Origin of the sequence: Lactococcus taiwanensis, from assembly GCF_017068355.1 — a bacterium.
Lineage (GTDB): Bacteria > Bacillota > Bacilli > Lactobacillales > Streptococcaceae > Lactococcus > Lactococcus taiwanensis.
On record NZ_CP070872.1, the window covers coordinates 593628 to 606275 of the forward strand.

The 12648-nt window shown below is 40.7% G+C and carries 8 protein-coding genes and 1 tRNA gene; all 9 read left to right on the top strand.

Annotated elements, in window-relative coordinates:
• Window positions 1-338 precede the first annotated feature (338 nt).
• The 9 genes from JW886_RS02980 to nifJ all read left to right on the top strand — a co-directional run bounded on the left by JW886_RS02980 (window position 339) and on the right by nifJ (window position 12521).
• Window positions 339-1676 carry a PTS sugar transporter subunit IIC gene (locus tag JW886_RS02980; RefSeq protein ID WP_075524775.1) on the top strand — a complete coding sequence of 446 codons (1338 nt, stop codon included), beginning with the start codon at window positions 339-341 and terminating at the stop codon, window positions 1674-1676.
• 99 nt (window positions 1677-1775) lie between these two features.
• Window positions 1776-3212 carry a 6-phospho-beta-glucosidase gene (locus JW886_RS02985; protein ID WP_205872278.1) on the top strand — a complete coding sequence of 479 codons (1437 nt, stop codon included), beginning with the start codon at window positions 1776-1778 and terminating at the stop codon, window positions 3210-3212.
• 282 nt (window positions 3213-3494) lie between these two features.
• Window positions 3495-3845: a hypothetical protein gene (locus JW886_RS09850; RefSeq protein ID WP_241003791.1), complete on the top strand. Its 351-nt coding sequence runs from the start codon at window positions 3495-3497 to the stop codon at window positions 3843-3845.
• Between the two features lie 91 nt (window positions 3846-3936).
• Window positions 3937-4007: transfer RNA gene (locus JW886_RS02995), tRNA-Cys, on the top strand.
• 163 nt (window positions 4008-4170) lie between these two features.
• A complete protein-coding gene (ligA, locus tag JW886_RS03000) occupies window positions 4171-6135 on the top strand; it encodes an NAD-dependent DNA ligase LigA (RefSeq protein WP_205872279.1) in 1965 nt (654 codons plus the stop codon).
• A gap of 88 nt (window positions 6136-6223) precedes the next feature.
• On the top strand, window positions 6224-7240 hold the full coding sequence (locus tag JW886_RS03005; protein WP_205872280.1) for a diacylglycerol kinase family lipid kinase: 1017 nt from the start codon (window positions 6224-6226) through the stop codon (window positions 7238-7240).
• Window positions 7230-7421: a hypothetical protein gene (locus tag JW886_RS03010; RefSeq protein ID WP_205872281.1), complete on the top strand. Its 192-nt coding sequence runs from the start codon at window positions 7230-7232 to the stop codon at window positions 7419-7421. The genes JW886_RS03005 and JW886_RS03010 overlap by 11 nt, the downstream gene beginning before the upstream one ends.
• Window positions 7390-8526: an ABC transporter ATP-binding protein gene (locus JW886_RS03015; RefSeq protein WP_075524770.1), complete on the top strand. Its 1137-nt coding sequence runs from the start codon at window positions 7390-7392 to the stop codon at window positions 8524-8526. Before JW886_RS03010 ends, JW886_RS03015 begins: the two co-directional genes overlap by 32 nt.
• 305 nt (window positions 8527-8831) lie before the next feature.
• Window positions 8832-12521, top strand: a complete 3690-nt coding sequence (gene nifJ, locus JW886_RS03020; RefSeq protein WP_205872282.1) for a pyruvate:ferredoxin (flavodoxin) oxidoreductase — start codon at window positions 8832-8834, stop codon at window positions 12519-12521.
• The last annotated feature ends 127 nt before the right edge of the window (window positions 12522-12648 follow it).

Below are 12648 nucleotides of genomic sequence, written 5' to 3' on the forward strand. Positions count from 1 at the left end.
GCCCTAAGGCTTTTTTTATTTATTTTAATACAACAATAACGCTTGATGTATGCCGAATACTTTTAAAGTACAAACGAAAAAAGATGTCAAAAAGATTTCAATATTAATATAAAAAAGAAAAAGCCTGTAAAATCAGGCTTTTTAAATGACAATAATGGTACATTCTGTACCAAAAGAGGTACTGTACCTATTTTAAAGAACAGCTCTAAATATAAAAGATAGCGCTTTCTTATTTGGGGGTGAGGTGCTATAATGAGAGTGTAAAAATAAGGGGGCGCCTTAAGTAACAAGTGTTTGATGTCGAGGAGCGCCTAAATAGAAAAGGAGACTGTTCAGATATGAACAATTTTATTCAAAACAAAATCATGCCTCCAATGATGAAATTTTTGAATACCCGTGCAGTTACGGCAATCAAAAATGGTATGATTTATCCCATCCCATTCATTATTATTGGATCAGTGTTCTTGATTCTTGGCCAGCTGCCATTCCAAGCAGGGCAAGATTTCATGAACAAAATCAAATTGGGACCACTCTTCTTACAAATTAACAATGCGTCATTTGGGATCATGGCTTTGCTTGCTGTTTTCGGTATTGCTTATGCGTGGGTTCGTGATGCAGGTTATGAAGGTGTTCCTGCAGGTTTAACTGGTATTATTGTCCATATTTTGTTACAACCTGACACTGTTCATCAAGTAACTAGTGTTACTGACCCCACAAAAGTTTCTACAGCCTATCAAGTTGGTGGGGTCATCGACCGTGCATGGCTCGGTGGTAAAGGGATGGTGCTCTCCATCATCGTTGGGCTTCTAGTCGGTTGGATTTACACAGGCTTTATGCGTCGTAATATTACCATCAAGATGCCTGAACAAGTGCCAGCAAACGTTGCCGCATCATTCACAGCCCTTGTTCCTGCAGGTGTCATCATCACATTAGCTGGTGTGGTGCACGGGATTACAACCATTGGTTTCAACACCACTTTCGTCGAACTCGTTTATAAATGGATTCAAACCCCATTGCAACACGTTACAGACGGCCCTGTCGGTGTCTTCGTTATTGCCTTTATGCCCGTATTCATCTGGTGGTTCGGTGTACACGGTGCAACAATCATCGGTGGTATCATGGGACCTTTGCTTCAAGCCAATGCAGCTGACAATGCCGCTTTGAACAAAGCTGGACATCTTGACCTGGCTCATGGAGCTCACATCGTTACACAATCCTTCATGGACCAATACTTGACAGTTACTGGTTCTGGTTTGACTATTGGTTTGGTTATCTTCCTCTTGATCGGTGCTAAATCCGTTCAAGGTAAAACTTTGGGTCGTATGGAAATTGGTCCTGCAATCTTTAACATCAATGAACCTATCCTCTTTGGTTTACCTATTGTATTGAACCCAGTGCTTGGTATTCCATTCATTCTTGCACCATTGATTTCTGGTATCTTGACTTACTTAGTCATTTGGCTCGGTATCATTCCACCGTTTAACGGTGCGGTTATTCCGTGGACAACGCCAGCAATTCTATCCGGTCTCTTGGTCGGTGGCTGGCAAGGGATGGTTTGGCAAATTCTCATGTTGTTAATGACGGTCGTTCTCTACTGGCCATTCGCTCGTGCCTACGATAAAATCTTGCTTAAAGAAGAAGCTGAAACAGAAGCCGAAATCGAAGCTACTAAATAAGAAAATACTAAATTTAAGCGTGATAAGCTCAAGGATGACTTGAGCTTATCTTATTAAAATGTTGAAAATTAAAAATTCTAAAAATTACAAGGAGATTATATGACTTTACGAAAAGACTTTCTATGGGGTGGCGCTGTAGCTGCACATCAACTTGAAGGAGGATGGAATGCTGGAGGAAAAGGGCCCTCAGTTGCAGATGTAATGACTGCCGGCCGTAACGGTGTAGAGCGCCGAATTACAGACGGCGTACTACCAGGAGAAAACTATCCTAACCATGAAGCTATCGATTTTTATCACCGCTACAAAGAAGATGTCGCGTTATTTGCCGAACTGGGCTTGAATTGCTTTCGTACTTCGATTGCTTGGACACGGATTTTCCCCAATGGAGATGAAGCAGAACCTAATGAAGAAGGGTTGCAATTTTATGATGATTTATTTGATGAATGTTTAAAACATGGGATTGAACCTGTAATTACCCTTTCTCACTTTGAGCTTCCCTATCACTTAGTGACTGAATATGGGGGCTTTCGAAATCGTAAGTTGATTGATTTTTTTGTTCATTTCGCCGAAGTAGTCATGGAACGTTATAAAAATAAGGTCAAATACTGGATGACTTTCAATGAAATTAATAACCAAGCAAACTTTATGCGCGATTTTGCGCCCTTTACCAACTCAGGATTGAAATTTCCAGAAGGAGCTAGTGATGAAGAACGGGAAGTCATCATGTATCAAGCGGCTCACTATGAGTTGGTTGCCTCAGCTAAAGTCGTCGAAATTGGGCATAAAATTAATCCAGATTTCCAAATTGGTTGTATGATTGCCATGTGTCCGATTTATCCAGCTACTTGTAAACCAGAAGATATGATGGCATCTACTGTGGCAATGCAACGTCGCTATTGGTTTGCGGATGTGCATGTTCGTGGTCACTATCCAAGCTATCTGACAGCCTACTTTGAGCGTAAAGGCTTTGACCTTGATATCACGAAAGAAGATAAGGAGCTGTTGTCGAAAGGTAAAGTGGATTATATTGGATTTTCTTACTACATGAGTTTTGCCATTAAAGACCATGGAAAAGTACCTACCTTTGATTATGATGAAGATAAAGACCTCGTGAAAAATGAGTTTGTCAAGGCTTCTGAATGGGGTTGGCAGATTGATCCCTTGGGGTTACGGTATGCTTTAAACTGGTTTAATGAACGTTATGAAAAACCACTCTTTATCGTGGAAAATGGTTTTGGAGCAGTCGATAAAGTAGAGGAAGACGGGCGTATTCACGATCCCTACCGTGTGGACTATCTTAAGGCGCATATCCAAGCGATGAAGGAAGCTGTCGAATACGATGGGGTGGATCTTATGGGCTACACGCCTTGGGGTTTCATTGATTTAGTGTCAGCAGGGACTGGCGAGATGAAAAAACGTTATGGCTTTATTTATGTGGATAAAGATAATGAGGGAAAAGGGAGCTTAGACCGTTCGAAAAAAGACTCCTTTGAATGGTATCAAAAAGTGATTAATTCTAATGGAGAAGAGCTCTAAACAAAGACACGAAAGTGTCTTTTTATTTTTGCTGAAGTGTAATATATTGAGAGTGTTTACAGTGAGTGTATTTTATTAGCTTTTTAATTGTATTATAAAGATATAAAGAGGCTTTTGAGATAAGTTATAGACTACAAAATACTTGATTTTTCGATATTTATTTGTAACTAAAGTTACAGATATGATAATTTTATTTGATGCGAGGTAACAAAGATTTTGAAAAAACATTTCAATTTGCTAAAATAAGTTTACTGAAGATGCTATGTGTGAGAAAGGGGCTCTATGCTGGCAAAATACAAAGGGCAGATTGTTGAGGTTTGGGAAATTACGCACCGCCCTGTGCAGGAAGTGTGGGTAAAAGAAGCATTTCAATCCAATGTTATTTCGTGGAACGAATGGAATAAAAATGTTTTAGATTTTGGAGGAGAAAGTGGAGATCTGGCGCTAGTGGGAGATTTTTTAATCCTTGATGCACGCCAAGAAATGGGGTACAGTATCTTAAGTAAAGAAAAAGCTCAAAGTGCTTTAGAGTTAATAAAGGAAGGTTCTCCTACTGACTCAGAAAAAACTCTTGCAGAACAAAAGCAGATCAGTAGTGTCTTGAAACGAAGAAGAAAGTCTAATGGGCAATAAATTGCCTCAAAAGTGAGATAGGCGTAAGTTCTGAGAGGATGAGTTTGTGCTTGCTATAAATTTATTTTTCCGCTATAATAGTTAATGTTGTGGCGGCGTAGTGAAGTGGTAACACATGGCTCTGCAAAAGCTTAATCGTCGGTTCAAATCCGATCGCCGCCTTAATATTTTTCGAATAGAACGTTCCTAGGAGCGTTTTTTATTTTGTTTTTAAGTAGTATAACTTTCAAAAAAGTTTTAAAACTAACTTCTATAAAGGATAAATTTACTATTTTGGATAGCTCCGTAGACCCTTGGGGTCTTCTTTTTATGTTAAAATAGTACTATGAATATCGAGTCAAAAATTAATGAGCTAACTGAGTTACTGAACCAATATGCTTATGAATATTATACGCTAGATACACCTTCCGTTGAGGACAGCGAGTATGATCGGCTCTATCAGGAGCTTGTGAAGTTAGAGGAGGAGAATCCTCAGTTTGTAAGAACAGATTCTCCAACCCACCGAACTGGTGGAGTAGTCCTATCAGGTTTTGAGAAATTTCGTCATCCTTACAACTTATACAGTTTAGGAGATGTTTTTTCGCGGGAAGAGTTGGCGGTTTGGGAAGCACGAGTGCGTAAGGAACTTGACCATCCTGAATACATCTGTGAGCTCAAAATAGATGGTTTATCTCTTTCTTTATATTATGAGAATGGTATTTTAGTTACAGCGGCGACACGAGGTGACGGAACGATTGGCGAAAATATCACAGAAAACGTCAAACGAATCAAAGATGTTCCTTTAAAGTTGACTGAACCTATTGATATCGTGGTGCGTGGTGAAGCGTATTTACCGCGCCAAAATTTTGCCAAACTTAATGCAGAGCGTGAACTTGAAGGGGCAGCTCCTTTTGCTAATCCACGAAATGCGGCTGCTGGAACTCTGCGTCAGCTTGATACAAAAGTTGTAGCCAAGCGTGGTTTAGCTACCTTTCTTTATCAAGAAGCAAGCCCTGCAACTAATGATACTCAAGAAGAAGTCTTAGAGTATTTTGAAGCACTCGGTTTTCAGGTTAATCCAGAGCGCCAATTTGCTCGAAATATGGAAGAGATTTGGCAGTTTATTGAAGAGGCAACACGCTTGCGTGAAACCTTGCCTTATGACATTGATGGGGTAGTCATTAAAGTTAATGATCTTGCGGCTCAAGAAGAACTTGGTTTTACTGTGAAAGCTCCGCGGTGGGCGATTGCTTATAAATTTCCAGCCGAAGAGGCAGAGACAGAACTCTTATCGGTAGATTGGACTGTTGGCCGGACGGGGGTCGTTACTCCAACGGCGAATATGACACCTGTTTTATTAGCTCAAACTACGGTATCGCGTGCGACTTTACACAATGTGGATTACATTCGAGAAAAAGACATACGGATTGGGGATCACGTGTTGATTTATAAAGCAGGTGACATTATACCAAAGGTCGGCAAAGTCCTCTTGGATCAGCGACCAAAGGGGCTAAAACCCTTAGAAATCCCAACGAATTGTCCTGAATGTGGCTCAGATTTATTGCATTTTGAAGATGAGGTTGCCCTCCGCTGTGTCAACCCACTATGCCCTGCACAAATGCGTGAAAAATTGATACATTTTGCTAGTCGTGAAGCCATGAATATACTAGGCTTAGGACCATCAGTTATTGCACAACTTTTTGATAAAAAATTAGTAGCGGATGTGGCGGATTTGTACCATCTTACAGTAGAGGATTTACTTACACTGGATAAAGTGAAGGAAACCTTAGCGCAAAAAATTGTATCTGCAATTTCTGATAGTCGTCAAAACTCTGCTGAAAAGCTATTGTTTGGTTTGGGTATTCGACATGTGGGTAGCAAAGCAGCCAAACTCTTACTAGAACGTTTTGGTGATTTGCGAACATTATCCCACGCTTCACAGGAAGAAATTTCTGAGATTCCATCTCTTGGTGGCGTCATTGCAATGGCGCTGGTAACTTATTTTGAGACAGATGGAGCAAAGATTTTACTGGATGAACTGGAAGAAGCGGGGGTCAATTTTGCTTATTTGGGTACAGTTAATACTGACGGCATCTTATCTGGGAAAACCGTTGTCCTTACCGGAAAATTGACAAGTCTGAAACGAACTGAAGCAAAAGAAAAATTGGAACGCCTTGGTGCTAATGTATCGGGTTCTGTTTCTAAAAAAACAGATCTTGTTGTAGCTGGTGAAGAAGCAGGCAGTAAATTAACGAAGGCTCAAGAATTGGGTATCGAAATCTGGTCAGAGCAGGATTTGCTTGACTTATAGAAGTTGTAAGTTGCTGACAGACTGAATAAAAGGCTTAAAATTACTGACAATGCTGTCAGTAATTTATTTGATGGAATTTTTGGAGGAAATGATGAAAGCTAGATTGATTTATAATCCAACTTCAGGTCAAGAAATTATTAAAAAGCACATTGCGGATATTTTGGATAAACTAGAAGAATATGGGTATGAAGCAAGTGCTTATCGTACGACGCCAGAGGAAAACTCGGCTGAAAAAGAAGCTGCGCGTGCAACACGAGCAGGATTTGATTTAATTATCGCAGCAGGCGGTGACGGGACAATAAACGAAGTGGTGGCAGGAATTTCACCTTATAAAAAACGCCCACGTCTTGCCATCGTTCCAACAGGAACAACTAATGATTTTGCACGTGCTTTAAAAATTCCACGAGGCAAACCACTTGAAGCTATTGAAATTATTGGTAAAAACCAAATTTTAAATATTGATGTAGGCCATGCCGTGACTGAAGAAGACGGACATGAAAAATATTTCATCAATATCGCAGCAGGTGGAGGATTAACTGAACTCACTTATAGTGTACCTAGCAAATTAAAAACAGCTTTTGGTTATTTGGCCTATTTAGCCAAAGGTGCTGAACTTCTCCCACGTGTTCGTAAGGCACCTGTTCGGGTGACTTATGATGACGGGGTGTTCGAGGGGGATATTTCAATGTTTTTTGCAGCACTCACTAATTCAGTAGGGGGCTTTGAAAAAATTGCACCAGATGCTAAGCTAGATGATGGGCTATTTACTCTGATTCTAGTGAAAACGGACAATTTATTTGAGTTAATGGCATTACTCGCCATTGTTGCCAACGGCAAACACCTTGACGATATTAATCTGGAGTATATCAAGACAAATAAAATTGAAATCGAACCACTCGGTGGTCAAAATATTTTACTCAACCTTGATGGGGAATATGGCGGAGTTGCTCCTGTAAAATTTGATAACCTCAAGGGTCACTTAGATATGTATGTCAATCTTGATGAAATCAATGACGAGCATTACATTGGAGATGCAGAAGATTTGGCTTTAGAAGCAGTGGCACAAAAATTTGCGGAAGCGACAAAAAAACTAAATGAAGAATAATATAAAGTTACTGACGATGCTCTCTAAAAGAGACAGTGTTGGTAACTTTTTTTGTGCAGGTTGTACAAAAAAACTAGGCAGCTTGGTCATTGCGAAAAGAAAACGTTTGCAATACAATGGATTTAACGATAAAGAACAAGGAGCTAGTAATGACAACACTAAGTTTAGAGAAAATTTATAAAAAATATCCCAATGCGACTCAATACGCTGTGGAGGATTTTAATATTGACATCAAGGATAAAGAATTTATCGTTTTTGTCGGTCCATCTGGTTGCGGAAAATCAACGACTTTACGCATGGTTGCAGGGCTCGAAGATATTACCGACGGTGAACTCAAAATTGACGATAAGGTAATGAATGATGTAGCACCAAAAGATCGTGATATTGCAATGGTATTTCAAAACTATGCCCTTTATCCCCATATGACGGTTTTTGATAATATGGCTTTTGGCCTCAAACTACGTAAGTTTAAAAAAGATGATATCAAGCGTCGTGTCAATGAGGCAGCAGCAATTCTGGGACTGACCGATATGCTCGACCGTAAACCTGCGGATCTTTCTGGGGGACAACGCCAACGTGTTGCAATGGGACGGGCGATTGTACGTGACGCAAAGGTTTTCTTGATGGATGAACCTTTGTCAAACTTGGATGCTAAATTACGGGTTTCAATGCGTACAGAAATTGCCAAGATTCACCGTCGTATTGGGGCAACTACAATTTATGTGACACATGACCAAACTGAAGCAATGACGCTTGCGGATCGTATTGTTATTATGTCTTCTACACCCAATGCTGACAAGACAGGAACTGTGGGACGTGTCGAACAAATCGGGACACCACAAGAACTTTACAATGAACCAGTGAATAAATTTGTGGCGGGCTTCATCGGTAGCCCTGCGATGAACTTCTTTGATGTCAAAATGACAAATGGCAAATTGACAAGTAAAGATGGGCTTAATATTGATCTTCCAGAAGGAAAAGTTAAGTTACTGAAAGATCAAGGTTATGAAGGAAAGGAAGTGATCTTAGGAATTCGCCCTGAGGACATCCAATCAAGTAATTTGGCTCAACAAGCTTATCCTAATCAAAATGTGGAAGCCGAAGTGGTGGTTTCAGAAATGTTAGGTTCTGAAACGATGCTTTATTTGAAAATTGGTCGTACTGAATTCGTTTCACGCGTTGAAGCGCGTGATTTCCGAGCGCCTGGAGAAAAAATCACCGTGGCATTGAATTTAAATAAGGCACATTTCTTTGATGCAGTAACTGAGCAAAGAATCACTGAATAATTGTATGATTTTCCTCTTATTAAATCCTGTCATTTTGACAGGATTTTTTGAATTAAAAAAATTTCTTGAAAAAAGAGAAGGCTAAGGGCTGATAGATAAGTATAACACCTAGCATGTCAAAGATAATTGACACTGAAACTGTGCAACATTTTAGAGTGAAAATGCTAAAATGAAAGAAGTCAAAATATATATGATAGGAAAGCTCTCACTTTTTTTGACCCTAAAAGGTCACGGAAAAGAACACCGACACCGCTCTTTACTGATAAAAAAAGGGAATAAATGCTCTCCTGAAAAAGGTTTTAAAAATGAAAAAAACAATGGATGGAAACATGGCGGCAGCACATATTGCTTACGCTTTTTCGGAAATTGCCGCAATTTATCCCATTACTCCAAGTTCACCGATGGCTGATTATACAGATGCTTGGTCGGTGGCGGGGCGTAAAAATATCTGGGGACAGCCTGTCAAAATAACAGAGCTGCAATCAGAAGCCGGTGCAGCGGGTGCCATGCACGGTATTCTTAAAACGGGAAGTCTCGCTACGACTTATACAGCCTCACAAGGGCTTCTTTTAATGCTCCCTAACATGTATAAGATGGCGGGAGAGTTACTTCCTGCAGTAATTCACGTTGCTGCTCGAGCAGTTGCTACAGGTGCGCTCAACATTTTTGGAGATCAATCTGATGTGATGTCAGCACGCTCAACTGGTTTTGCGATGCTTGCTGAGTCATCTGTCCAAGAAGTGATGGATTTATCAGCAGTGGCTCATTTAGCAACAATAGAAGGTTCCGTGCCATTTTTGAATTTCTTTGATGGTTTTCGCACGTCACATGAAATTCAAAAAATTGACGTGATTGATTATCAAGATTTAGCACCCTTGGTTAATGAAGAAAAATTAGCTGAATTTCGTTTAAGAGGTATGAATCCTGATCACCCTACGGTATCAGGAACTAACCAAAATGCGGACCTCTACTTCCAACAACGTGAGACTGTCAATGCTTATTACGAAAAATTGCCAGCTATCGTCCAAAGCTATATGCGTAAGATTAATGAGCTACGAGGGACAGCTTATGATTTGGTCAATTATTACGGTGCAGCTGACGCAACAGAGGTTATTGTTGCAATGGGGTCAGTTGCTGGTACAGCTGAGCAAACTGTGGATTATCTCAACGCTCAAGGACGTAAAGTTGGGTTTTTGAATATCCATCTCTACCGTCCTTTTCCAGTTGAAAATTTTCTTGAAAAATTACCAAAAACGGTCCAATCCATAGCCGTTTTAGATCGGACAAAAGAGGCCGGTTCAAATGGAGAACCGCTGTTTTTGGATGTCCAATCGGCACTATTAAGTGATTCACGTTCCCAAATCAAAGTCATCGGTGGCCGTTATGGAATTGGTGGAAAAGATACACGACCAGAACATCTTATTGCGGTCTACAATGAATTGCGTCAGGCAGAACCCAAAAGAATTTTCACTCTTGGAATTACGGATGACGTGACCCAATTATCACTGACGGCATCGTCAGTGATTGATTTGACCCCAGCGGATACTTTTCAAGCAAAATTTTGGGGCTTTGGTTCTGATGGGACTGTTGGTGCTAATAAATCAGCGATAAAGATCATTGGAGATCATACGGATAAATATGTTCAGGCTGCTTTTGAATATGACTCAAAAAAATCAGGGGGGTTGACAATCTCCCATTTAAGATTTGGCGATAGTCCAATCAAATCCGAGTACATGACTGCCACCCTTGATTTTGTAGCTTGCCATAATCCAACTTATGTTCGTAAGTATAATCTGACAAAGGGGTTAAAACCTGGGGGTACCTTTTTACTCAATACCTCTTGGGATGATGAACGGCTTGCTAAAAACCTACCAAGTGAGCTCAAAAGATTTATTGCTGAAAATCAAATTAAATTTTACACAATTGATGCTGTTAAGATTGCCCGTAATACTGGAATGGGACAACGGATTAACACAATCATGCAGGTCGCTTTTTTCAAACTTGCGGCAGTGATGCCTTTTGATGAAGCTTATGAGATTTTGAAAAAAGATGCGCAAAAATATGCTAAGAAATCTCCGACAATCGTAGAAAAAAATCTGATGGCAATGCAAGAAGCTTTGACAGGTTTACATGAAGTGGTCATCCCTGATGACTGGTCCCAAAGTCAATCAGTAGCTCCAAAAAATATTGGGACTGAAACCGCACGTAAAAAATATGTATTTGAGATCGTCAATAAAACAAATGCCTTTGAGGGAGACGAACTTACTGTTCAGGATCTGGTAGCCAATGGAATGACTTTTGGTGATAGCCCACTTGGAACCTCTGCAGTAGAAAAACGAGGAGTTGCTCTTGAAGTACCACTCTGGAATGCTTCAGCTTGTATCCAGTGTAATGAATGTTCCTTTGTTTGCCCACATGCAGCTATTCGTCCTTTTCTTGCAGATGAAGACGAATGGAATGTAGCTCCAGAGGGCTTCCATGTCATGGATTATAAAGGAAAAGATGGACTCAAATATAGAATTCAAGTTTCCGTAGAAGATTGTACAGGTTGTGGGCTTTGCGTAGAAGCTTGTCCTAAAAAGGGTGAAGCACTTAAGATGGTCCCTTACGAAACACAACAAGAGCAGTCTGTCAATTGGGCTTTTGCACAAACGCTTAAAACTAAAGAAAATCCTGCGCGAAAAGGGACAATAGCTGCGACTCAATTTGAAAAGCCACTATTTGAATTTTCTGGGGCATGTTCAGGTTGTGGTGAAACACCCTACATTAAATTGTTGACCCAAATGTTTGGGGATCGGATGATGATTGCTAACGCAACAGGATGTTCGGCTATTTATGGGGGAACCCAAGCAACTCCTTATACTACAAATGAGTTAGAACAAGGGCCAGCATGGTCGAACTCACTTTTTGAAGACAATGCCGAGTATGGTTATGGAATGTGGCTTGCTTCGCAAACACGTCGTCAAAAATTAGCGCGTGAGGTGATAAATGCCTATTCAGAGATGTCACCAGCCTTGCAAGAATTAGCCAAGGATTGGGTCGCACATTTAGACGACTCAGAAGGAACACGGGCACGTGCTGAAAAAATGAAGGCAATGTTAGCTTCTGAACACTTCAATTCACCAAAATTAGCAGCAATTTACCAACAAAAAGACCAATTTGTTAAGCCAACTCAATGGATTTTTGGTGGTGATGGTTGGGCTTATGATATTGGCTTTGGTGGTTTGGATCATGTGGTTGCTTCTGGAGCGGACATCAATATCCTAGTGATGGACAATGAAGTTTATGCTAACACAGGTGGTCAAGTTTCCAAAGCAACTCCAGCTTCTGCTATTGCTCAATTTGCCGCTGGTGGTAAAGGCGGGGCGAAGAAGGATCTTGGAGCGATGCTCATGACTTATGGAAATGTCTATGTGGCTCAAATCGCTTCTGGAGCAAATATGATGCAAACCATCCGAGCCTTCGATGAAGCGGAAAAACACCAAGGCCCTTCAGTCATTATTGCATATACACCATGTATTTCACATGGTTTATATGGCGGGATGCAGCTCGCACTCGAAGAAGCAAAAGCAGCAGTCAACTCAGGCTACTGGCAACTTTACCGCTATAACCCCGCATTGGAAGAGGCTGGAAAAAATCCGATGACGCTTGATTTTAAAAAACCAGATTTTGATGAAGTTCGTCCCTTCTTATTAGGCCAAGCGCGCTTTGCCAATTTATTGAAAGTTGATGCAGCACATGCAGAAAGTTTGTATGCTAAAGCGGCCGCAGATGCCCGCAAACGCTTTATGCGCTATGCGCGGTGGTCAGGAGATTTGGAAAAATTCTTAGCTCGTGAAGCGAAAGCTCAGGCCAAAAAGAGCGGTACAGTAGAAATCGCTTCTGAACCAAAAGTTCGTGAACGTAAAGCACGTGCGATAGACCCTGAGCGCGAAGCACGTCGGGCTGCACGTAAAGCTGAGCGAGAAAGCAAGAAAAATGCTGGAAAAGACTGACAAACGCCTTATCTTTACTGACCATGCCGTCAGTAGGGATAATAAGGTTGTCATAGAAAAACCTCATCTTTTTAGGTGAGGTTTTTTAGGCCATAAAGCTACTGACAGTCCTGTCAGTAAAGTGAAT

Bases quoted from the DNA above. Each gene is read 5' to 3' on its own strand.
- JW886_RS02980 (WP_075524775.1), top strand. From the start codon at position 339: ATGAACAATTTTATTCAAAACAAAATCATGCCTCCAATGATGAAATTT.
- JW886_RS02985 (WP_205872278.1), top strand. From the start codon at position 1,776: ATGACTTTACGAAAAGACTTTCTATGGGGTGGCGCTGTAGCTGCACAT.
- JW886_RS09850 (WP_241003791.1), top strand. From the start codon at position 3,495: ATGCTGGCAAAATACAAAGGGCAGATTGTTGAGGTTTGGGAAATTACG.
- ligA (WP_205872279.1), top strand. From the start codon at position 4,171: ATGAATATCGAGTCAAAAATTAATGAGCTAACTGAGTTACTGAACCAA.
- JW886_RS03005 (WP_205872280.1), top strand. From the start codon at position 6,224: ATGATGAAAGCTAGATTGATTTATAATCCAACTTCAGGTCAAGAAATT.
- JW886_RS03010 (WP_205872281.1), top strand. From the start codon at position 7,230: ATGAAGAATAATATAAAGTTACTGACGATGCTCTCTAAAAGAGACAGT.
- JW886_RS03015 (WP_075524770.1), top strand. From the start codon at position 7,390: ATGACAACACTAAGTTTAGAGAAAATTTATAAAAAATATCCCAATGCG.
- nifJ (WP_205872282.1), top strand. From the start codon at position 8,832: ATGAAAAAAACAATGGATGGAAACATGGCGGCAGCACATATTGCTTAC.